The following is a 23,053-nucleotide window of genomic DNA, read 5'->3' on the forward strand; positions in this document are numbered from 1 at the left end:
CATAATGCGGTCGCTGATACGGATCATATCATGTCGGAAGGCTATTGGCAGATGTGGAATGACTCTCTACAAAGCGCCATTGACCAGCGTATAGAGCAATGTCGCAAGGTATCGGCCAGTGTTGAATTGGCTGACGTAAGGCCTGGAACCGCGGTCAAGGTGGAGCAGCTGAGTCACTCGTTTGTCTTTGGGGGAAACATCTTTGTCTACGGCCAGCTGCCTACACTGGCTATGAACCGCAAGTATGAAGAGACTTTCGGAATGCTTTTCAATGCTGCCACGATACCCTTTTATTGGAAGACACTGGAGCCGGAGCAGGGCCATCTACGGTTTACGGCGGGCAGTTCCTATATCTTCCGTCGTCCGCCCACAGACCCCATTGTAGACTTCTGCAATGCCAAAGGCATCATAACGAAAGGGCATGCCATCATCTACGGTCTCCGATTGCATGGGCATCCCACGTGGATGCCTGAGAGTCGGCCTGTGATGGATAGTCTTTTCCGTACCCACATACGGCAGTTGGCCCAACGCTACGGCAATCGTGTGCGTTTGTGGGATGTGGTAAATGAGCCTATTGATCAGGCAAATCGTGGTATGATGCCCGACGATTACACTTTCAAATGTTTCCAATGGGCCAGGCAAGAGTTTCCTGCGAACGTGCAACTCAATATCAACGATGTGGATATGCACAGTCCGGCGACACTTCATCGGCGTTATGCCGAACTCACGCGTAACCTGATGAGCCGTGGGGCGCATATCGACCATATCGGCATCGAAATGCACATCTTCGACCCGCTGGAATCGGCTGATATTGCAAAAGGCAAAGACCCGTACATTGCTCCGGCGCTTTTGGAGGAAAAGCTGGATTGTCTGCGAGCGTCAGATTTGCCCATCCATGTCAGTGAAGTGACAGTCTGTGCCCCTGATACCACGGCGCATGGCAAACTGATACAGGCGGTTATTGCCCGTAATCTTTACCGCCTGTGGTTCAGCTATCCCACGGTGGAGGCCATTACCTGGTGGAATTTAGTCGACGGTGGTGGTGCGCCGGGTGAGCCTTCCTATTCGGGAATTTATGATAAGAACATGAAGGAGAAGCCTGCCTACCATGTATTGAATAATCTTATCAATGTAGAGTGGAAGACAAAGTTTAAAACTCGTCTGGGGAAAGAGCGCATATTACGCTTTCGTGGTTTCCGTGGCAAGTATCTATTGACGTGGAAAGACCGTTGTGGCATGGTGCATCAGAAAGAAATAGAAGTGAAATAGTGAAGGTATCAACCCTTAAAAGAATATTAGAATGAAGAAGCATATATTGTTGTTGTTATCCCTGTGGCTGACAGCCATGATGGCTGTAGCCGACAACCGCTTTGCCGGCGTACAGGCATTGATAGACCGTCGTGTACCGTGGCTGAAAGATAAGGTGTCACTGGAGTTGATGCCACAGACAGATGAGACGGAAATTTTCATCCTGAGTACGCAGGGTGGCAAGCTCTTAATCAAGGCTACGGGCGAGAGTGTCGCCTGCATGGCCCTGAATCATTATCTGGAAGACTATTGTCACCGTTCCATGTCGCACATGGGCGATAATCTTGGACCTGTTGCGAGGCTGCCTGAAATCAGTTCGCCTGTAACTCGCCGCATCGACCTGCCAGTACGTTATGCCCTCAATTATTGTACTTTCAACTATAGCATGTCGTTCTATCAGTGGGAAGATTGGGAGCATGAACTTGATTGGATGGCTTTGCATGGCGTCAATCTGATGCTCATGCCCGTCGGTATGGAAAAGGTTTGGCAGAACACGCTACGCAAGTTTGGCGTCACAGATCTGCAAATCCGCAATTTCATTCCAGGTCCTGGCTACACCGCGTGGTGGCTGATGGGAAACCTTGAAGGTTGGGGTGGCCCTGTATCACAGAACTTTATCGACGGTCAGGCACAGATGGTCCGTCGTTTGTTAGAGCGTATGGAAGAGCTGGGTATTCGTCCGGTGATGCAGGGATTTTACGGAATGGTATCGCGAAGCATTCGCGATCGGCATGCCGATGCAGTGATTCCACAGGGAATGTGGGGCTTCTTCGAGCGTCCTGACATTCTCAAGCCCACCGGTAAACTCTTCGACGATATGGCCGATGTGTATTATCATGAAATAAAGAAACTTTATGGTGGTAATTTGAACTATTTTGGTGGTGATCTTTTCCATGAAGGCGGACTTACAGGAACACTCAATGTGGCCGACTGTGGTTTGGCCGTACAGAAGGCTATGGAGCGTCATTTTCCTGGTAGTACATGGGTATTGCAAGGATGGAGTGGTAATCCCAAACCGGAACTGCTGGCCAAGCTCAACCGAGAAAAGGTGTTGGTAGTGGATTTGTTTGGTGAGAATGCAGAGGTTTGGGAGCAGACACGAGCCTATGGTGACACTCCATTTGTATGGTGCGTGGTGTCCAATTTCGGTGAACAGTGTGGTATGTACGGTAAATTGCAACGCATAGCTCTGCAGATAGATAAGGTGCGCCATAGTCCTTATAAGGCTCGACTGAAGGGAGTGGGTATCATGCCTGAGGGTATCAACAACAATCCTGTAGTCTACGATTTGGTTCTTCATGCGCCCATGACCGACGAGCGAATCAATGTGGAAGAATGGTTGCGGTCGTATATCACTTATCGTTATGGTGCTTTCAATGAGGATATTTATGCAGCTTGGCTTATTTTCCTGCAAACTATTTATGCCAGTGTTCCTGAAAAGTATGGTCTCCCTGAGAGTGTTTTTTGTGCTCGTCCGGGTACTAAAGTGGTCAATACCTCATCGTGGGGTGTACGTGCTCGCTACTACGATATGGACTTTTTCAAGGAAGGAGTGAGACGATTTATGAAAGCCCGTACAGCTTTTGCCGAGTCGGAAACTTATACCTACGACATGTTTGATTTGCTGCGTCAGGTGCAATCAGATAAGGGGAACAAGGCTTACGATGATATGATTGCTGCCATTGATTCTAAAGATGTGGCACGCTTTGAGCATACTTCCAAGCGATTTCTCCATCTTCTGCTGCGCCAAGATACCCTTCTTGCTCAGAGCAGGCACTTCACTTTAGCTCGTTGGTTAGGCCAGGCGGCACGCTTTGGAAAGACTGAAGCCGACCGTGCATTGGCTTTGAAGAATGCCAAAATGCAATTGACTTTCTGGGGGCCTGACTGGAATCCTAACACTACCGTACACGACTATGCTGCCAAGGAATGGGCTGGTATGCTCAAAACGCTCTATTATGAAGAGTGGAAAATGTTTGTTGATGTATGGCACCAGCGTATTAGGGGCATCGAAATGATAGAACCTGACTATTACGGTTATCAGATATCATGGAGCAAACAGCCTGTGAACTATACTCCTGTGAAGCTCAATGAGATGCAGATGGACGCCCTTGTGGCCGATATACTGCATTGATGGAAAGATGATGCACTGTTATTTTTCCAGATATAAAGTTTGGTGTTCCATTTGGTTTTGCTTATTTTTGGGCTTTGAAAAACAGTTTGTCTCCCAACGACATTACCTTTTGAAAGAACCTAAATAAAAAGTGGCATCACATGAATGCGACATCAACTAAAGAAGATATTCTGATTTGGCTGCTCAAACACGACTCTCAATGGGCTTTTGACAATCTCTATCGGATGTATGCGCACAGGCTATTGGCCTTTGCCATGGAGTATTGCCATCATTGTGAGACCGCAGAGGAAATCGTGGAGGACACCTTTATCTGGATATGGACTCATCGTCATGAGATAAGGCAGGAGAAAACGCTGTTCAACCTGGTCTTTATCAAGGCGCGCCATCTGCTTATCAATGCTTACAGGGCCACGCTCAATAGTCCTCGTTTTGAAGACTATGTGGACTATGCTGACCGTCTTAGTACAGAGAATCATGGCTCGCAGATAGACTACGATTACTTTATGCGTGTTATCAGGAAGGGACTTGACCAGTTGCCACCCACACAGCGGCGGGTCATAGAGTTGTCACGCTTTGAGCATAAGAGCGTGAAAGAGATTGCCGTTCTTATGGAACTGACGGAGCAGACGGTGAGAAATCAGTTGTCACTGGGACTCAACCAGCTGATGACTTACGTCACTCAAGCTGGTTATGGAGTATTCACTCTTCTGTTGTTGAATTCTTAACAATGCGTAAAAAAGGAGTATATTTCAATAGATTACATGTCTATCCCTATAACGAGGAGAATAAAATATGAGCAATATAGAGGAAAAGTACAGGAGAGGAAGACTTAATAAAGCCGAGCTTTTACAACTCCGTGAACAAGTGAACGGTTCGTCGGATGTCGAGCTGGGCACTGTCATGGAGGTCCATTGGCAAGAGGGAATTGATACATCCCGTGTGGACGATACTACGATAGATGCTATTCAGGAGCGTCTCGACGGGCAATTCAACGGTTCGCAAACATTGCATCGTCGTTTGTGGCGTGTTTTGGAGAAAGTCGCTGTGGTATTGTTGCCTATCTGTTTATTGGGTTTGGGCTATCTGGGATATGAGCGTCAACAGGCTATCAATGACTTGCTGACAATTTCTACACGTCAGGGAGAGCAAACAAACATTATTTTCCCAGACAGTACACGCGTGCAAGTGAACGAGCATTCCATCATGACTTATCACCCTAAAGCCTTTTCCCATGAGCATCGCGAGATTGATTTTCGTGGCGAAGGTTATTTTGAAGTGTACCACGATAGCCGTCATCCGTTTGTCATTCATACGCCTGATATGAGTGTGAAAGTGACGGGTACAAAATTCAATCTTACTAATTATCCCCAGTCTACTACCGTAACGCTATGCCTATTTGAAGGCTCTGTGGTACTCCGTTCTATGAAAACGCAAGAACAAGTTACTGTGAACCCTCATGAACGGTGCACGCTTAACAAGCGTACCGGTCGGTTCTCGGTGACTCCATTAGACCAAGATACGGCTTATTATACGGCTTGGCGACGCCATGAGCTGGTGTTCCGTAGTGTTCCGCTACAGCAAGTCGTCCGGAAATTGAGTGCCATCTATGGTGTAGAGATAGAATTGAAGAATGTCAATACAAACGATCGTTTTACGGGTACGTTGCCTTCATCGGATTTCAACAAGTGTATGGTTGTCATCTCCAATCTCTATCATTGCAAGGTGAGCCGCACGGATAAAGCTGTGGTATTGACCCGATAAAATAGCATTATAATAGGAATCTAATGAAGAAGGGCTATCCTCTGGACGGTTGGAAGCATTGCTTTCAGCCGGTGAGGGTAGCCCTTTTTGTCTTATATGGTGTAAACTATTGATAAAATTCTGCCTTTATGCTGTGGCTTTCTTGGCAAATAGTTTAGTCCTAAGCCATTCTCTTACAGGCAAGTCGTAGAGTTTGAAAGAGGCGTAGGCTATCAGAATCGCAAGGATGAAGAGGCCGACCGATAACATGATATGGGCTGCGAGCGGTGCGTCGCGATGAGCCACTCTCCATGCCATCTGTGCATAAATCAGTGGATAATGGGTGATATAGAGCGGATAGGAAATTTCGCCGAAGAACTTACATACGGCTGCCGAACGCCTGTCGGTAACCTTACTGCCTGCTCCCATAGCCACAATGAGAGGGAAGAAAAACAGGATGGCTACAAGTTCGTAGACGCCATTGAGCCAGGGAGAGCTGTCAGTGCCGGCAAAAGGCATCACCAGTAGAATGGCTACGAGCAGTGAACACCACCAGAATCCGCCACGAACGGTTATCAGTTTGCCCATGCGCGAGATGAGCAGACCCATGAAGAAAGGATAGAGCAAGCGTGTGCTACCTATCAACAGCTGGTCAGGAGTGAGACTCCAGCCGCCAATTACAGTGTAGATGGCATACTCGCGGGGCTTCAGGAAGTTTCCAAGGTCGATGTTCAGGCAGAGGTTGGCAGTGAGCAAGGCGAAGATAGCCACGCACACCATGAGTGCCTTCTTGGAGAAATGGCGGATGACGAGGGCATAAAGCAAGTTGGCCAGGTATTCCCATTGCAGCGACCAGGCAGCTCCGTTGAGCGGATTGGTCTCTGCCCATCCGCGTATATCCATCGTTTTGGGCAACGGTATCATGGTACAGGTAAAGAGGAACACTGCTACAACCATCCACCAAGGAGTGGCCGAAATCATTGGGAAAGCAGGACTTGCACCGAAATAAAACATGCACATGCCGAAGAAAGAACCGAAGATAACCATGGGGTGCAAGCGTATCAGACGGCGTTTGATGAAGTTCCAGGTAGACATGCGATTCCATCGGTCATCGTATGCGTAGCCGATTACGAAGCCCGATAAGAGGAAGAAGAAGTCTACGGCCAGGTAGCCGTGGTTGAGGATTTGGAATCTAGGGCCGAGTGAATAGGTCTCGAACAGGTGGAAGGCCACGACGATTAGTGCCGCCACGCCACGCAGTCCGTCAAGTATTTCATAGCGCGGTTTGGAAGCTAGATAGATGTTGTTCTTGTCCATTTGAGGTTTTCAGAAAAATGTATTAGTAGTAATGTCGGCAAAGGTAGCGATTTTTCTTGTATATTCCAGAAATGCAGCGAGGGGATATTGCATAAAAAATCCCTGCCACCTTTACGGTGCAGGGATTCTTATACTGCTGTTTGTTGGTATTACTTCATGGGGCAAGTAGGACTCCAAGGCTTCAGTTGCTTGAAGAAATCATTGCCTTTGTCGTCTACCAGAATGAAGGCGGGGAAGTCTTCTACGTCAATCTTCCAGATGGCTTCCATGCCTAGTTCGGGATATTCCACGCACTCAATGCTCTTGATAGAACTCTGTGAGAGGACTGCTGCCACACCACCGATAGTGCCCAGATAGAAGCCACCGTGCTTCTGACAAGCGTCGGTAACGGCCTGCGTACGGTTGCCTTTGGCTATCATCACGAGGCTTGCACCATGATCCTGGAACTCGTCTACGTATGGATCCATGCGGTTTGCAGTGGTCGGTCCCATCGAACCACAGGCATATCCCTCCGGAGTCTTGGCCGGTCCGGCATAGAGTATAGGATGGTTCTTGAAGTAGTCGGGCATTCCCTCGCCGGCATCCAGACGAGCCTTGAGCTTGGCGTGGGCTATGTCGCGCGCCACGATGATAGTACCCTTGAGGTTGACACGTGTAGATACAGGATATTTGGTAAGCTCTGCACGTACGGCATCTATACCCTTGTCGAGGTCTATGGTAATGCCTTGTGCGCCTTCTCCGGGTCGACGATACTCTTCTGGAATCAATTCTGAAGGATTCTCGTCCATCTTTTCCAACCATACACCGTCGGCATTGATTTTGGCCTTGATGTTACGGTCGGCCGAACAGCTCACACCCATACCGATAGGGCAACTTGCACCGTGGCGTGGCAAACGGATAACGCGGATGTCGTGGGCCAGTGCCTTACCACCAAACTGTGCACCGAGTCCAATCTTGTGGGCTTCGTCGAGCAGCTTGTTCTCCAGGTCGATATCACGGAATGCACGTCCGGTCTCATCGCCTGTAGTAGGTAGGTTGTCGTAGTATTTGATGGAAGCGAGCTTCACGGTCAGCAGGTTCTTCTCGGCCGACGTACCACCGATGACAAATGCGATGTGGTAGGGTGGGCAAGCTGCTGTTCCAAGACTCTTCATCTTCTCTACGAGGAAGGGCAGCAGTGTGCCTTCGTTCTGGATAGTAGCCTTTGTCATGGGGTAGAAGTAAGTCTTGTTGGCCGACCCGCCACCCTTGGCCACCATCACGAAGCGATATTCTGCCCCTTCGGTAGCTTCGATGTCTATCTGTGCGGGTAGGTTGCAACGTGTGTTCACCTCGTCATACATGTTGAGCGGAGCATTCTGCGAGTAGCGCAGATTGTCTTGTGTGAAGGTGTTGTATACACCGCGCGAGAGTGCTTCTTCATCTTCGAAGCCAGTCCAGATCTGCTGTCCTTTCTCTCCGTGGATGATGGCTGTACCCGTATCTTGGCAGAATGGGAGTACACCTTTGACCGCAGTCTCGGCATTGCGCAGGAATTGCAGGGCTACATACTTGTCGTTCTCCGATGATTCGGGGTCGGTAAGGATGGCTGCCACCTGCTCGTTGTGCTCGCGACGGAGCATGAATTCTACATCGTGAAAGGCCTGCTGACTGAGCAATGTCAGGGCTTCCTTGCTCACTTTTACAATCTGTTTGCCTTCAAATTCGGCTGTGCTGACTCCCTCTTTGGTCAGTAGACGATACTCGGTATCGTCTTTTCCCAACTGAAACATGGGAGCATACTTGAAATCTGGTGCTTTTGCCATAATGTTTTTTATCTATAATAGGTTGTTTAATATCCGAAAATGGTCTCTGTAGACACGCGTTTTACAGGGCCAATCTTTTCCAGTTCTTTCATGTTCAGGTTTTTCTCGTCGCCCAGGATAATGTAGCGATAGGGCTTGCGAGCCATGTGCTGCTGCTCGAAGTCGACGATATCCTTGAGTTGGATGCTTGGCAGTGTCTCGTAAACCTTCTTGTTCAGGTCGTAGTCCAGACCGAGGTTCTTGGCTTTGAGATACGCATTGAAGAGCCCACCGCGCATGGTGCGGATGCTGGCATAAAACTTTGTTAGGCTCTGCTTGGCCAGTTGGAAAGCTGCTTCGCTTTGTGGTATGGTATCAAGAATCTCATTGAAGACGCGAATACAATCGGCCATCTTGTCGTTCTGGGATATGATATAGGTCTGTGCCCATTCGGGACGTCCCTTCAATCCGGGCGACATGTAGCGGGCAGATGCACTGTATGCCAGTCCGCGAGCTTCGCGTAATTCTTGGAATACCACGCTGTTCATACTGCTACCGAAGTATTCGTTGAAGACAGCTTGAACGGCTGCACGCTCCGGCGTCCACTGCTGGTTCTCGTTATGATACATCATCATATAGATATTCTTAGCTTCGTAGGGAGCTAACAACACCTCGTTCTGTGTCGTGGTTTGCTCCTTATACTCCTTCATGGCCGGTACGCTGAGCAGTTTCTTGCCCATACGGTGCTGCTTGTCTACGAGCTTGGTGATGGTGGCAAGGCTCGATGGACCACAATAATATAAGGTGTGCTGATAGTTGCTCAGATTCTTGATGAGGTCGACAAGTGTCTGCGGATTGGTCTGTTTGAGCTGTGCTGCCGACAACATGTTCAGCTGTGGATTGTATTCTCCGTAGATACCATATCGGGTCAGGGCGCTGAAGTTAGACTGTTGCGATTTCTTGTTGTTGGCGCGGCTCTTTAGAATCAGGTCTACGTATTTCTTATAGGCCTCTGTATCTACCTTCATGTTCTTTAATATGTCTTCGGCCAATACCACGGCGTCAGCCATATTCTCGTTCAGGCCTGACAGGCTTATGGTGATAGCATTGCCGGCAACGCTGATTCCGAAGTCGCAGGCTAGCTTGTAGAATTTCTGTTTCACCTGGTCGGCAGACAGCTTGTCAGTTCCCAGCAGGTCGGCATAGCTGGCTGCATAGTCATATCTTACGTCGCTCTGGCTGCCAAATTCATAGCGATACATCAGGCTGAAGAGCTTGTCGTTGGCTTCCTGACGATATACCACGGGCAGTTTCTTGCCAGTCTTGGCGAAGGTCAGGTCGCGTTCGAAGTCTACGAAGTGGGGCTGGATAGGCTCAGGCTTGCTGGCAGCCACTTCGCGTAAGAAGTCGCTACTCTTGTCTCTGTTGGTAGGTATCGGCGTAATGGCCGGCTTTTCTATTTTCTTGATGCTCTTGTCTTCGCCTGTCTTCTTGTATACGCAAACGAAGTTCTGGCCGAAATATCTGCGGGCAAAGTCTACTATCTGTGTTTTCGTCATCTTCGATATACGGTCCATGCGACCCACTACCTGCTCCCATTCCGTACCGTTGATGAATGCGTCGACATACTGGCTGGCGCGGGAATTGTTGTTCAGCAACGATGCGTAGTAATCGCGCTTCATGTTGTTGACTATCGAAGGAAGCAACTCATCGGAGAATTCTCCGTTCTTCAGCTTCTGTATTTCGCCCAGGATGAGGGCACGTACCTCTTCCAGTGTCTGTCCCTCTCTGGGACTTCCCACCACCAGGAATGTGCTGTAGTCGGCCAAAGCATTGACACCTGTGGCTACGCCCTGTACCTTCATGGCCTGATTCAGATTCAGGTCGAAGAGGCCGGCACGGCCGTTTGCCAGCAGCGAACTGATGACTTCGAGCGTATCGTTCTGCAAAGAGGAGGCCTTGCCGAATTTCCATCCCATCATCAGGTTTTCTGCTTCCAGACCAACGACTGTCGTGTCTATGGCTGCGGTGAGGTCGGGCTGAACGGGGAACTCAGGACGCGAGAGATTCCCGCTCTTCTTCCATGTACCGAAATACTTGTCAATCATGGCCACGGTCTGGTCGGGATTCAGGTCTCCGGCCATGCAGATAGCCACGTTGTTAGGCACGTAGTATTTGTTGAAGTAATTCTTGATGTTGACGATAGAGGGATTCTTTAGGTGGTCGCCCACGCCGATAGTGGTCTGTGTGCCGTAGGGATGGGTGGGAAATATTTTCGCGTTCAGTGCGGCCCAGACTTTCTGATTGTCTTTGGCCAGACCGATGTTGTATTCCTCGTACACGGCTTCAAGCTCGGTATGGAAACCGCGAATCACCATGTTTTGGAAGCGGTCGCCCTGTACTTTGGCCCAGTTCTCTATCTCGTTGGCCGGAATATTCTCCTGATAACAGGTCACGTCGTTGCTCGTATAGGCGTTAGTGCCTTCTGCTCCGATGCTTGCCATCATCTTGTCGTATTCGTTCGGGATGTTATACTTGGCTGCCAACTGCGACAGGCTGTCTATGCTGTGATACCAAGCCTTGCGCTTTGCAGGGTCCTTGATGGTGCGATACACCTCGTAGCGATTTTGTATAGAGTCGAGCAGGGGCTGTTCTGCGGCCAGATTGCTAGTCCCGAAATGGGTCGTACCCTTGAACATCAGGTGTTCCAGATAGTGAGCCAGACCTGTGGTCTCGGCAGGGTCGTTGCGCGAACCTGTGCGTACGGCGATGTAAGTCTGGATACGTGGTGCATCTTTATTGACGCTCAGGTAAATCTTCAACCCATTGTCCAGCGTATAGATACGGGTCTGCATGGGGTCGCCCTTGACGGTTACATAGCGGTAATCCTTAGCTAGCATGCCCATGATGGAGCAAGCTAAAACCACAGCAAAGGCAATGATTTTCTTTGTTTTGAACATTTTCATATTTTTATAATATTATACTGTTTGCTTTGTCTGGTTCGCTTTCGCGGTTCAGCGTGTCGATGAAATCGCCCAGCACGCTCTCTTCCACGTCGCCCGATGCCGATTCTCGCTCGGCATCCTGCCGTATGCGGTCTGCCCATGTGCGCTGTGCAGTGGCGTAATCTTGCATGATGCGTTCGACCATGTCGTCGGTCAGCTCAGACAGGTGGTAATAGTCGAGTATCAGCTGATATGCCCAGGCCCATTCGTAGTTGTGATATGACGTGTGGATGTCGGCCAGTCGGTCAATGATGTCCTGTACGGTCTCGATGTCTCCGTTCCGTATATCGTCGATGAGGGCGCGTTCTTCACTGCTCGGCAGCAGCATACCGCCGAGGTCAGTCCATTGTCCGCATCCCGTTCGTGTGTACGGTTGTTCGGCTTCGTTCAGCTCCACGCGCAGCTTCAGCACCGTTCCCATGTAGATGCGCAGGGCCATGTCGTAGTTGTCGATGCCTAGGTTTAGGTCGGCGGCCGTGATGGCATGCTCATGATAGTAATAGGTGGGAGCATGCCCGTCCGATGCTTCGCGCAGACGTTCGAGTATCTCTTTACCCTCGATGATTTCGCCTACGGTGAACGGACTCAGCCAGTCGAAGTCGACAATGCTTCGCTGATGGCCTGGAATACGCACATCGCGCTTGGCCCACTTGCGCACGTCGCGATACAAGCCTGCCGTGGTGAGCGTGTGGCCCGGTTTCAGATATATGGTGTCGCCCACCGCCTTGATGAGCGAGAAAGGCATGGCGAGTGTGTCCGGATGATGCCGTAGCACGCCCGAACATATCGAGAACGCACCTATATGGGCCGGCATGGCGAGTAGAGTGCCACTCTCTGTGGTGCATCCGCGCTCTAATATGCCGTGGCGGATAGCCCCCATTCTGCCGCAGTCGTTGCTGAAACTAGTGGCATTGCCCGCGTTATAGAACGAGAAAATGCCGCTCAGCAGCAGGCCGTTCTGATGATGATTGGTAGTGAAAGGACCGCAGAAAGCCGCGCAGGCTTCGCCCTTGCTCATGTAGGAATTGGCAAAAAAGACACTGCTTGTAGCCGTAAATCCATTGCTCAGCTGGCATGCTTCGCCCACGAAGCAGTCTTGCATCTTCACACCATTGGTGATGGACGAACCGTCGCCGATGATGGAATTTTCGCAGATGACGGCCGTGCCGATAAACACACTGGCATTGAGCGAACTCATAATCGTGCAGTCGCTGAGCCGCTCGGCACCGCTTATCTCGCAGTCGTCGTAGACGATGGTGTTGACAATCTCCTTGGTATTGACAATCTTTACCTTGTTGCCGATGCTGCCACGGTCGGGCATGTGGCGCTCTATGTCCTCGTGGATAAGGCGTCGGAAGGCTTCGCGCAATGGCTTGTCGTCGGCATGCTGCACCATCAGGGCGGCCAACTGACTGTTAAGACGGTGGAAAAGTATCAGGTTGCCTTCGCCCGACTCGTTGGGTACGGAGATGAGGTTGCCCTCTCCGTAGGTTGCCCCCTCGGCCGTTTCCATCATGGCCACGTTGCCGATGTAGCAATCGTCGCCGATGGTATAGTTGTTGATGTAAGTGCCGATATTCTCGATGAGACAGTTGTCGCCGATGCTGACGTTGCGCAGCGTAGCGTTGCTGATGCCGCTGTGCTTCATGAATCCGCGGCTCACTTCTACGTTTCTGGTGAATTCGCCCAGTTCAATGTCGCCGTAGAACATCACCCGATGCAGGTAGTTGGGCATGAAATCCTCGGCCACGGTTATCGCCGTCCAGTCTTCGGCCCAACACTGATGCTCTTCGAGCGTGATGATTTCTTCGTCTGTCAGCTGTCTCATAGTTGTCTTGTTTTTACTCCTCTGTCTCCGGATAGAGGAAGTCGTTGTACGGGTATTTCTGCACATGCAGCTCGCGCACCTTTTTATATAGCACGTTGCGGAACTCGTCGATGTTCTCTCGTTGCTTGGCCGAGATGAACAGGCAGTTCTCGTTGAGCCGGGCCATCCAGGTACGTTTCAGTTCATCGAGCGTGATGTTCTCCTTGCGGATAGGTGTCAGGTCGTCTTCCTCCTTCTCTATCCACGAGTAGTTGTCTATCTTGTTAAAGATAATCATGCACGGCTTCTCGGCACAGCCCAGTTCGCTGAGTGTCTTTTCTACCACCTGTATCTGTTCTTCGAAGTCGGGGTGTGAGATGTCGACCACGTGCAACAGCAGGTCGGCCTCGCGCACCTCGTCGAGCGTAGACTTGAAAGAGTCGACCAAATCGGTAGGCAGTTTGCGGATGAATCCTACGGTGTCGGCCAGCAGGAAAGGCAAGTTGTCGACCACTACCTTGCGCACGGTGGTGTCGAGCGTGGCAAAAAGCTTGTTCTCGGCAAACACGTCGCTCTTGGCCATGAGGTTCATCAGCGTCGATTTACCCACGTTGGTGTAGCCCACCAGTGCCACACGAATCATGCGACCGCGGTTTTTGCGCTGCGTGGTTTTCTGCTTGTCTATTTCCAGCAGTCGCTGTTTCAGCAGTGTGATGCGCTGAAGGATGATACGGCGGTCCATCTCCAGCTGCGTCTCGCCAGGTCCGCGAAGTCCCACTGAACCCTTTCCGCCACCCGAACCGGAACCGCCTCCCTGGCGTTCCAAGTGAGTCCAGAGCCGTTGGAGTCGGGGCAACATGTAGCGATATTGCGCCAGTTCCACTTGAGTCTTGGCATTGGCTGTCTGTGCGCGCATGGCAAAGATGTCGAGAATCAGGGATGTGCGGTCCAGAATCTTCACTCCCAGTTCGTTCTCGATGTTGCGTATCTGCTTGGCCGACAGTTCGTCGTCGAAGATGACCATGCCCACAGGGCGCTCGTTTTCCTCTTCGTCCTTGATATATTGTTTTATCTCTTCCAGCTTACCTTTGCCCACATAGGTCACCTGGCTTGGGCCGGCCACCTTCTGTGTGAATCGCCTTACGGTGACAGCTCCGGCCGTGTCGGCCAGAAACTCCAGCTCGTCCAGATATTCCTTGGTCTTGGCCTCGTCTTGGTTTTGCGTGATAAGTCCCACGAGTACGGCTGTTTCGGCCTTTACTTCTGAGATGACAAATTCCTTCATGTATATAGTGTTATAATCCTTGCAAAGTTAAGAAATAAACTCATAATTATGGCATTTCCAACTAAGTTTTGTACACTTGGATTACTGCAAAGGCTCGGCAGCGTTGCTGACTGGGCTTTGCAGCATTTCTGCTAAGCCTTTGCAGCGGTTGTGCCGAGCCTTTGCAGTAATCCATTGGAGGAGGGTGTTGGCTTGTGTCGAAAAGCTGGCTAGGTAACAAAGTGCTCCATAAAGCTGGTAGAAGGCGTGAGTGCATGGTATATGAGTTATGAATGACTACGCAGATATAGGAAAAAACGATGACAGCAAAACGGAGTGGGGACATGCAGCAAACCTGGTCTAGGAGGGCTGATTGCCACGCTGGCTTGGCAACGGCGCGTTATAAAATATTAACTTTGAGAAAAATTGCTATATTGTTCTGTTTTCTGATGTTTTTATGTTATCTTTGCTAATTCAAAGAAATAAGTAAACTAACTTAATTAGCAACCATGAGAGTAATCATTGAAAAAGATTATGAGAAGCTGTCTCAGTGGGCAGCAGAGCATGTTATCAACCGTATCAATCAGTTTAATCCAACACCAGACCATAAGTTTGTACTTGGTTTGCCTACAGGTTCTTCGCCTATCGGCATGTATAAGGCACTGGCAGAAGCTTGCAAGGCTGGAAGAGTGTCGTTTAAGAACGTGTTGACTTTCAACATGGATGAGTATGTGGGCTTGCCCGAATCTCACCCCGAAAGCTACCATTCGTTCATGGCACGTAACCTCTTCGACCACATTGACTGCCCGAAAGAGAATATCCATATCCTCAACGGCAATGCAGAAGACTTGGAAGCTGAATGCGCTCACTACGAGGAAATGATTGCCGAGGCCGGCGGTATCGACCTGTTTATCGGCGGTGTGGGTGTTGATGGCCACGTGGCTTTCAACGAACCCGGTTCATCATTGACTTCACGTACCCGCCAGAAGACATTGACCACCGATACACGTATCGTCAATTCACGTTTCTTCGACAACGACGTGAACAAAGTTCCTGCTTACGCTTTGACCGTAGGTGTGGGCACGGTGATGGATGCTCGCGAGGTGATGGTGCTCATCAACGGCCACTCTAAGGCTCGCGCTTTGCAGGCAGTGGTAGAAGGTCCGGTAACCCAGATGTTCACCATCAGTGCCCTTCAGTTGCACAAGCATGGCATCATTGTATGCGATGAGGCTGCTACTGACGAGCTGAAAGTGGGTACATACCGTTATTTCAAAGATATAGAAAACAAATAAACGAACTTTATCATATAGGAGGTAAATCATGAGACTACACCTAAGTTCACAAATTGTACTGAACAAAGTACCGGAAGAGTTCTACCGTCCACGTACGGCTGTAGAGCGTTCGGAAATCACTCGCTGCGAGAAAGTACCTACAGAAATCTTCGCTAAGGTCGAGGAAGGAGCTGCCAATATAGCAGACGAAATCTGCAAACTCGTCAACCAGCGTAGCAATGAAGGCCGCAACTGCGTGCTGGGTCTTGGCACGGGTAAGTCGCTCGTACCCGTTTATGAGGAATTGATAGCACGTTTCGAGAAGAAAGAGTTGAGTTTCAGCAATGTCATAGTATTCAACGCATACGAATATTTCCCCTTGAACGGTGGCAATGAGCATAGTGCTATGGCTCAATTACACGCTATGTTCCTGGACAAGACCGACATCAATCCGCAGAATGTATATGGGCCTGACGGTACTGTAAAGCAGGATGACGTACAAGAGCAATGCCGTGCCTACGAGCAGAAAATCGCTGAATGCGGTGGCTTGGACATCGTTCTGTTGGGTATCGGACGCAGCGGTAACATCGCTACCAACGAACCCGGTTCAGGTCTTAGCAGCACTTCTCGCCTGATGTTGCTTGATGCTACTTCGCGCGAAGAGATGACTATGAGCTTCAGTTCGCAAGAGCCTGTTCCTCCATGTTCCATCACGATGGGTATCGCAACCATCCTGGCGGCTCGCAAGGTGTTCATCACGGCATGGGGAGATGAGAAAGCTGAGGTTATCCAGAAGATGGTCGAGGGTCAGATTACTGACGCTTTGCCCGCTTCGTTCTTGCAGACTCACAACGATGCCCACGTGGTTATCGATCTCGCAGCAGCCGGCAAACTGACACGTATCGTCCATCCTTGGTTGGTAACTTCTTGCAAGTGGACTGATAAGTTGGTGCGTTCTGCACTGGTATGGCTTTGCCTGAAGACCGGAAAGCCCATCCTGAAGCTCACCAATAAGGACTATAACGAGAACGGACTGTCTGAACTTCTGGCCCTGTATGGCTCTGCTTACAATGCCAATATCAAGATTTTCAACGACTTGCAGCATACTATTACAGGTTGGCCCGGAGGCAAACCCGATGCCGACGATACCAATCGTCCGGAACGTGCAAAGCCATTCCCCAAGCGTGTTATCGTATTCTCTCCGCACCCCGACGACGATGTTATCTCTATGGGTGGTACTCTGCGCCGACTTGTTCAGCAGGGCCACGAGATGCACGTAGCCTATGAGACCAGTGGAAACATTGCCGTGGGCGACGAAGAGGTGACTCGTTTCATGCACTTCATCAATGGTTTCAACCAGATTTTCGGCGACGAGAAGGATGAAGTTATCAAGAGCAAGTATCAGGAAATCAAGAAGTTTCTGGCCGAAAAGAAAGAAGGCGACATGGATACACGCGACATCCTGACCATTAAGGGATTGATTCGTCGTGGCGAAGCTCGCACTGCTTGTACTTACAACGATGTGCCATTGGAGCGTGTTCACTTCCTCGATTTGCCATTCTATGAGTCGGGTAAGATTGAGAAGTTGCCTATGGGCGAAGCTGATGTGGAAGTGGTATTGGAGCTTTTGCGCAAGGTGAAACCCCATCAGATATATGTTGCTGGTGACTTGGCCGACCCTCATGGAACTCATCGCAAGTGTACTGACGCTGTCATGGCAGCTATCGATGTAGAGAAGGAAGCCGGTGCTGAGTGGCTGAAAGATTGCCGTATCTGGATGTATCGTGGTGCATGGGCTGAATGGGAAATCGAAAATATCGAGATGTGTGTGCCGATGAGTCCTGAAGAATTGCGTGCTAAGCGTAACAGTATCTTGAAGCATTCAAGCCAGATGGAAAGCGCTCCATTCCTCGGAAACGACGAACGCCTGTTCTGGCAGCGTTCTGAAGACCGCAACCGTGGTACAGCTAAGTTGTATGATGATTTAGGTTTGGCTTGCTACGAGGCTATGGAAGCATTCGTAGAGTATAAGCCACTATAGTCTGTAGAAGCAATATAGATTGATATGAGGGCGGAGATATGCAAGTATCTTCGCCCTTTTTCGTGCCTTGAAAGAAAGGGGATAGTGGCTGTAGAAGCCCTTCCTGCCTACCTACTTGTAGGTAAATTGGCCATCGGTCGTCCTGTTTCTTCCTATCACCTCGTCTATTTTCCATATCTTTGTTAACCATTAATTATTTAAAAATCTACCATATGAAACATTTATCTCTATTAGTATGCTTGCTATCTGGCATATTCTCATCTCTTTGGGCCAGCGATTATGACACCTTTCCATCGCAGCATTTGGAGATGGAACATGATGCCCGCATCTTTGTTGGAGGTGCTCTTACCTATTGGAATAATCAGGAAGACCATAGTCACACGTTCAACTTTTACCCCGAAGTAGGCCGTCTGTTCAATGAAACGTGGGGAGTTGGTGTGATGTTGGGCTTCGGAAAGGAGAAAGAAAGTGATGGTACGAAGACCACAAGCTACAAAGTATCGCCTTTTGCCCGCTACTACTATGTGCATAAAGGGCCTTTCAATCTGTTTATGGATGGCGGTGTGGGCTACAGTTACCGCAAGACTTCGGAATCGACCGAGAAGCGGAACGGCTATGAAATAGGTGTGCGTCCGGGCGCATGTGTCGACCTTACTGAGGGCCTTTGCCTGTGTCTGCGTATGGGTTTTGTCGGTTATCGCAATCATTATACGGGTGGCGAAGAGGCCGAAATCGGCAATTCGGGCTGGGGCATCCGCTTTGCTCCGGAAGAATTGATGATTGGTCTGGAGTTGGAATTTTGATTTTTATCGGCCGATAACAAAAGAATATCATCCTTATCTGCACACTTCAGCGACAGATGATATTCTTTTGTTTGTTCTTATTCCCTTTTGCTTCTTTTTCGTCGGCATCGTTTTCAAAACATGCAAATGTAATGTTTACTTTCATGGCAGTTTGCCGTAAAAAGCATACATTTGCACTAATATATTTCAATCTAAACGAAATTACGATGAAAAAGTCACATTTATATCTTCTTACGGGAGTGCTATTCGGCTTGAATACAGCCGTTCAGGCCATTGACGTCACCACCTTTCGCTATCAAGGACCGTATGCTGTGCATTGTCCGTTGATGCTCGACAGCATTGATATCAATACCAAGACGTTTTCGGATGAGTCGTTATTGAATACAAGTCTGTCGCTTCAGCCCGTCTCTGAAAGCAAGATATTCTCAGGCAAACATGCGCCTGTGAGTGCCGATGACTATGCCTTGCATCTGCTACGGTTCAATCTCCGGTCGCGAGGTTATGCCAAGGGGCGAATCATAGTGACAGGCTTGCGGTCGTACGAAGTGCTTGTTGACGGCCTGCCTGTCCAAGGCGAGCAGACGTTCCAGCCCGGAACGTATCTTGTAACCGTCAAATATCTCTCGCGTGGTGGACAGCGAGAGTCGTTCAAGGTCAGCGTCAAGGCCGATCATGAGTCGCTCCTGTCGGTAGATACCGACACCAAGCGTAGCTATTCCTTGTCCGATGTACTGGATGGCAAGCGTATATCGGACGTAGAGTTGTCGTCTGACGGGCAATATCAGATAACGGGTTATCGCATAACTGAGCCGGGTGGCAAGCAGTATTCGGTGTGGCGTGTCGTCGAGACAGCCACAGGTCGCCTGCTGACCGAGTCTTCCTCGCCCCTTTACTGGGTGCCTGGGCATGCGGCCTATTACGTGGAAGAAAGTCTGAAAGACGGCGTTCGGTTGGTCATGACCGATATCCGGACGGGCAACCAGCGCGTGTTGGCCAGCCGATTACCTCGCGACGGGTCGTTTCTCATCTCTCCCGACCTGAAGTATATCGTTGTCTCTAGGATGCAGGAAGGCCCTGCCGAAGCCAGAGACATCTATCAAATTGTGGAACCCGACGACCGCCAGCCAAGTTGGCGCAACCGCAATCACCTCTCTATATATAAGGTGGAAACCGGCATGTTGCAACCTTTGACCTTTGGATATCACAATGTCTCGATGGAAGATATCTCTGCCGATGGGCGTTATCTGCTCGTCATGACGAACCGTAGCCGCCTGACGAAACGGCCGACGACCCTCTATTCGCTGATTCGCATAGACCTCCAGGAGATGAAGGCAGAGACACTTGTGGCCGATGATGGTTTTCTGGCTGGGGCCAGATTCTCGCCCGACGGGCACAGTCTCGTCGTCAAAGGCTCTCCGGAGAGTTTCGGAGGGGTGGGGAAGAACGTTCCCGACGGGCGTATTCCCAGCATGTACGACTATCAACTCTATACCTTCGACATAGCCACACATCATGTGACACCGCTTACACGCACCTTTAATCCATCCATTGAGCAGGTGGAATGGAGCAAGGCCGACGGCCAAATCTATTTCACGGCATTGGACAAAGACTATTGCCGCCTGTTCCGCCTGTCGCCCACCGATGGCAGAATTGTGCGTATGGATGTACCCGAAGACATGGTGTCGGAGTTCTCTTTGGCCGACCGAAGCACCCAAATGGCATGGTACGGGGCAAGTGCTTCGAACTCTGACCGACGCTATCTGCTCGATACCAAGAGTGGACAGTCGAAGATGGTTGAAGACTTGAGCCACGACATTCTCAAGGATGTGAAGCTCGGTCGGTGCGAGGCTTGGGACTTCGTCAACAGCCGCGGCGACACCATCAGCGGCCGTTTCTATCTGCCGGCCGACTTCGATTCGGCTAAGAAATATCCGCTCATCGTCAACTACTATGGCGGTTGTTCGCCCACGAGCCGCGATTTTGAGACCCGTTATCCGCATCATGTGTATGCTGCTATGGGCTATGTGGTCTACGTCATCAATCCGAGCGGTGCAGCAGGATTCGGGCAGGAATTTGCCTCGCGCCATGTAGCTACGGCCGGACAGGGCGTAGCCGACGACATCATCGAGGGTACACGCAAGTTTTGTGACACCCACCCTTACGTCAATGCGAAGAAGATAGGCTGTATCGGGGCGTCGTATGGTGGCTTTATGACGCAGTATCTCCAGACGCGTACCGACCTCTTTGCCGCTGCCATTTCGCATGCGGGTATCAGCGACCACACCAGTTACTGGGGTGAAGGCTACTGGGGATACAGCTATAGCGAGGTGTCTATGGGCGACCGCTATCCCTGGTCCGACCGTCAGCTCTACGTCAATCAGTCGCCGCTATTCAATGCCGACAAGATTCATACGCCGCTGCTCTTCCTGCATGGCAGTGTCGACAAGAACGTACCGCTGGGCGAAAGCATCCAGATGTTCAATGCGCTGAAGTTGTTGGGACGTCCCACGGCTTTGGTTGTTGTGGCAGGACAAGACCATCATATCGTGGATTATAACAAGCGGGTGAAGTGGCAGAATACCATTTTCGCATGGTTTGCGAAGTACTTGCAGGACGATTCTGCCTGGTGGGACAACCTGTATCCGAAAGTGGCTACAGATGAATGAATTTACTGCAAAGGCTCGGCAGCATCACTGCCGAGCCTTTGCAGTTTTACTGTTGGACCTTTGCAGCAACGCTGCCGAGGCCTTGCAGTAAAATAAGGTAAGAGTTAAGAGGTAATAAGTAAGAGTTAAGAAGTAATAAGATAGGAGTAAAATGACGAGATACAAGTAGACAAGTAGAGTCTACTGTTCGACGCTTACGAACATCGAACTCATGTTGATGGTGGTTTTACGGAAGCGATGTACGAGGTCCATTCCCATTCTTCCGTCTGCGGTAGAGACCCATCCATGGGACTTCGGGTCTACATACACCTGCTCGATGTCGACCGATGTGCGACCTAGCGTGAACGTCAGTCGAGGCAACATGTAGACCTCGCGAATATAGATACGGCCGTATTCCACCTGTGCAATGGAGTCGCGTTCGGCCGTTTGCAGCACTTCCGAGCGGTGTCTGTCGAAGTATTTGTAATAGAGCGACCCTGTGGTATCGCCTGTATCAAATACGAAGGTAAGCTGTTCGTTGCCCCTGTTTGCCTTGATGTATGGCACGTTCTGAATGTAGAGATTGCGCCCCGAAGCAGGGAGGGGTGTCTGTTGGGCCGGGAATATCAGCCTGCGTTGGTCGAAACATATCTGGGTTTCGCTCACCGCCGAAATGAAGTCGAGTCCCAATACGGCGTCGATGGTTGTGCCGATGAGCGCGTTGAGCGACGAAATACCTACGTAGACGATGAGATTGTGATACGTGATTTGGCCCACGCGCAGACTGTCGACGAAGGCCCGGCGGGCTTGCTGATAGCCGTTCAGTGTGATGGTGTCGGGCAGGAATCGGAGTCCCATCCGCTTGGCCGTGGCCTCAGACAGGAATGTTTTCGAAGCTCCTGTGTCGAAAGCCATTTGCAGTGGCTGTCCGTTGACGTATGCCTCGACGGTGAGCAGATATCCTTTGAAGTCTTTCCTGGCCTTCTCCACCCACGTTTCCTGATTTTTTGCCTGCATCTGTTGCAGTGTAAACGGCACTGAGACATCGTTTTTGGTGCGCTGGAGAGACGGAGCGGGAAGCTGGTCCAGCCATTTATTCTGTGCCTGAAAGTCCTCCAGCGGTCTCCAGTCTTGTTCGCTTGCCCCCTCTGCCTTGCGTTCCTGCGTCATCTTGCCCAATGCCATTGTGGCCTCACGATAGCGTCCTACGTTGTTCAGCATGCGGCATCGGAGCATCGACAGGCTGTAGTAAGCCTCACGATGGCGGTGATAAAACTGCCTGTTGAGCAAGGTGTCGAGGTATGCGACAGCCTTGTGCGGCTTGTTTTGCAAGTAGTTGAGCATGGCATCGGCAGTGAGTCTCACGGTCTTATCCTTGATACGAGGGCGTAACGAAGTGTATTCGGCATCCAGCGCGAACCAGTCTTCCTGCTCGATAAGGCTGTTCACACGGTCGTCGGAAGGTTCTGTGGCTGCATTGCACGACAGCATACAAATGGCCGACAGGATGATGAGGAATGGTCTGATCATTGATGTTTCTGTCTTAAATATTTCCACCAGGCGTAATGTTTCCTGCGCAACAGGTAGTTGGGGTCGTGCATGTGGGCGTAGGCTTCGCGTTCCATAGAGATGTGGGTATATGCCCTGCCGTGCATGAATAGGCGGATAAACCATTCGACTACGTACCACAGATAGAACCCGATGAATCCCATCTCCAGCATCTGAGCCGTGTGTATGCGCTCGTGCTGAATGAGTTCGAGCGTGATGCCGGCTCCCTTGCGGCAGAAAAGCAGTCCGAAGAGATTGATGGCATCGTATTGCTTGAAGGGTATAAACCTGTTGTGGATGATTCGCATGATGATTTTTAAATAACTATCCAATCTTCGACGGCAAATGTAGGTATTATTTTCGATACTTCGAAATGTTGATAG

General features: G+C 50.2%; 15 protein-coding genes. 8 read left to right on the plus strand and 7 right to left on the minus strand.

Features of this window, described 5'->3' with window-relative positions; all coding sequences use genetic code 11:
- The first annotated feature begins 30 nt into the window (after window positions 1–30).
- From ACZ42L_RS00045 to ACZ42L_RS00060, 4 genes are all read left to right on the plus strand, one after another.
- The gene (locus ACZ42L_RS00045; RefSeq protein ID WP_464716264.1) at window positions 31–1,269 is read left to right on the plus strand and encodes an endo-1,4-beta-xylanase; all 1,239 of its coding nucleotides are present in this window, start codon (window positions 31–33) and stop codon (window positions 1,267–1,269) included.
- Window positions 1,270–1,300: 31 nt separating this feature from the next.
- Window positions 1,301–3,442: an alpha-N-acetylglucosaminidase gene (locus ACZ42L_RS00050; RefSeq protein ID WP_464716265.1), complete on the plus strand. Its 2,142-nt coding sequence runs from the start codon at window positions 1,301–1,303 to the stop codon at window positions 3,440–3,442.
- 140 nt (window positions 3,443–3,582) lie between these two features.
- A complete protein-coding gene (locus ACZ42L_RS00055; protein ID WP_464716266.1) occupies window positions 3,583–4,167 on the plus strand; it encodes a sigma-70 family RNA polymerase sigma factor in 585 nt (194 codons plus the stop codon).
- 67 nt (window positions 4,168–4,234) lie between these two features.
- Window positions 4,235–5,203, plus strand: a complete 969-nt coding sequence (locus ACZ42L_RS00060; RefSeq protein ID WP_464716267.1) for a FecR family protein — start codon at window positions 4,235–4,237, stop codon at window positions 5,201–5,203.
- 126 nt (window positions 5,204–5,329) lie between these two features.
- On the opposite strand, the gene ACZ42L_RS00065 is transcribed toward ACZ42L_RS00060, so the two are convergent.
- From ACZ42L_RS00065 to hflX, 5 genes are all read right to left on the minus strand, one after another.
- On the minus strand, window positions 5,330–6,499 hold the full coding sequence (locus ACZ42L_RS00065; RefSeq protein WP_464716268.1) for an acyltransferase family protein: 1,170 nt from the start codon (window positions 6,497–6,499) through the stop codon (window positions 5,330–5,332).
- Between the two features lie 149 nt (window positions 6,500–6,648).
- A complete protein-coding gene (locus ACZ42L_RS00070; RefSeq protein ID WP_464703011.1) occupies window positions 6,649–8,304 on the minus strand; it encodes a fumarate hydratase in 1,656 nt (551 codons plus the stop codon).
- Window positions 8,305–8,330: 26 nt separating this feature from the next.
- Window positions 8,331–11,243 (minus strand): M16 family metallopeptidase, encoded by a 2,913-nt coding sequence (locus ACZ42L_RS00075; RefSeq protein WP_464716958.1) that lies wholly within the window; start codon window positions 11,241–11,243, stop codon window positions 8,331–8,333.
- Window positions 11,244–11,253: 10 nt separating this feature from the next.
- Entirely contained in the window at window positions 11,254–13,116 is a 1,863-nt protein-coding gene (locus ACZ42L_RS00080; RefSeq protein ID WP_464716269.1) for a DUF4954 family protein, read from the minus strand.
- A 13-nt stretch (window positions 13,117–13,129) separates the two neighbouring features.
- Window positions 13,130–14,380: a GTPase HflX gene (hflX, locus tag ACZ42L_RS00085; RefSeq protein WP_464699613.1), complete on the minus strand. Its 1,251-nt coding sequence runs from the start codon at window positions 14,378–14,380 to the stop codon at window positions 13,130–13,132.
- Between the two features lie 488 nt (window positions 14,381–14,868).
- Between hflX and nagB the strand changes: the two genes are divergently transcribed.
- From nagB to ACZ42L_RS00105, 4 genes are all read left to right on the plus strand, one after another.
- Window positions 14,869–15,654: a glucosamine-6-phosphate deaminase gene (gene nagB, locus ACZ42L_RS00090; protein WP_464699615.1), complete on the plus strand. Its 786-nt coding sequence runs from the start codon at window positions 14,869–14,871 to the stop codon at window positions 15,652–15,654.
- A 28-nt stretch (window positions 15,655–15,682) separates the two neighbouring features.
- A complete protein-coding gene (locus ACZ42L_RS00095; RefSeq protein ID WP_464706277.1) occupies window positions 15,683–17,674 on the plus strand; it encodes a glucosamine-6-phosphate deaminase in 1,992 nt (663 codons plus the stop codon).
- Window positions 17,675–17,886: 212 nt separating this feature from the next.
- Window positions 17,887–18,477, plus strand: coding sequence for a porin family protein (locus ACZ42L_RS00100; protein ID WP_464703016.1), 591 nt, complete (start codon window positions 17,887–17,889; stop codon window positions 18,475–18,477).
- Between the two features lie 206 nt (window positions 18,478–18,683).
- The gene (locus tag ACZ42L_RS00105; RefSeq protein WP_464716270.1) at window positions 18,684–21,143 is read left to right on the plus strand and encodes a S9 family peptidase; all 2,460 of its coding nucleotides are present in this window, start codon (window positions 18,684–18,686) and stop codon (window positions 21,141–21,143) included.
- A gap of 180 nt (window positions 21,144–21,323) precedes the next feature.
- On the opposite strand, the gene ACZ42L_RS00110 is transcribed toward ACZ42L_RS00105, so the two are convergent.
- Window positions 21,324–22,652 (minus strand): retropepsin-like aspartic protease, encoded by a 1,329-nt coding sequence (locus ACZ42L_RS00110; protein WP_464716271.1) that lies wholly within the window; start codon window positions 22,650–22,652, stop codon window positions 21,324–21,326.
- A complete protein-coding gene (locus ACZ42L_RS00115; protein ID WP_464716272.1) occupies window positions 22,649–22,978 on the minus strand; it encodes a hypothetical protein in 330 nt (109 codons plus the stop codon). The genes ACZ42L_RS00110 and ACZ42L_RS00115 overlap by 4 nt, the downstream gene beginning before the upstream one ends.
- Between the last annotated feature and the right edge of the window lie 75 nt (window positions 22,979–23,053).

The organism is Prevotella mikamonis, from assembly GCF_055381405.1.

Coding starts and splice junctions, on each gene's coding strand:
- ACZ42L_RS00045 (WP_464716264.1), top strand. CDS start 31: ATGTCGGAAGGCTATTGGCAGATGTGGAATGACTCTCTACAAAGCGCC.
- ACZ42L_RS00050 (WP_464716265.1), top strand. CDS start 1,301: ATGAAGAAGCATATATTGTTGTTGTTATCCCTGTGGCTGACAGCCATG.
- ACZ42L_RS00055 (WP_464716266.1), top strand. CDS start 3,583: ATGAATGCGACATCAACTAAAGAAGATATTCTGATTTGGCTGCTCAAA.
- ACZ42L_RS00060 (WP_464716267.1), top strand. CDS start 4,235: ATGAGCAATATAGAGGAAAAGTACAGGAGAGGAAGACTTAATAAAGCC.
- ACZ42L_RS00065 (WP_464716268.1), bottom strand. CDS start 6,499: ATGGACAAGAACAACATCTATCTAGCTTCCAAACCGCGCTATGAAATA.
- ACZ42L_RS00070 (WP_464703011.1), bottom strand. CDS start 8,304: ATGGCAAAAGCACCAGATTTCAAGTATGCTCCCATGTTTCAGTTGGGA.
- ACZ42L_RS00075 (WP_464716958.1), bottom strand. CDS start 11,243: ATGTTCAAAACAAAGAAAATCATTGCCTTTGCTGTGGTTTTAGCTTGC.
- ACZ42L_RS00080 (WP_464716269.1), bottom strand. CDS start 13,116: ATGAGACAGCTGACAGACGAAGAAATCATCACGCTCGAAGAGCATCAG.
- hflX (WP_464699613.1), bottom strand. CDS start 14,380: ATGAAGGAATTTGTCATCTCAGAAGTAAAGGCCGAAACAGCCGTACTC.
- nagB (WP_464699615.1), top strand. CDS start 14,869: ATGAGAGTAATCATTGAAAAAGATTATGAGAAGCTGTCTCAGTGGGCA.
- ACZ42L_RS00095 (WP_464706277.1), top strand. CDS start 15,683: ATGAGACTACACCTAAGTTCACAAATTGTACTGAACAAAGTACCGGAA.
- ACZ42L_RS00100 (WP_464703016.1), top strand. CDS start 17,887: ATGAAACATTTATCTCTATTAGTATGCTTGCTATCTGGCATATTCTCA.
- ACZ42L_RS00105 (WP_464716270.1), top strand. CDS start 18,684: ATGAAAAAGTCACATTTATATCTTCTTACGGGAGTGCTATTCGGCTTG.
- ACZ42L_RS00110 (WP_464716271.1), bottom strand. CDS start 22,652: ATGATCAGACCATTCCTCATCATCCTGTCGGCCATTTGTATGCTGTCG.
- ACZ42L_RS00115 (WP_464716272.1), bottom strand. CDS start 22,978: ATGCGAATCATCCACAACAGGTTTATACCCTTCAAGCAATACGATGCC.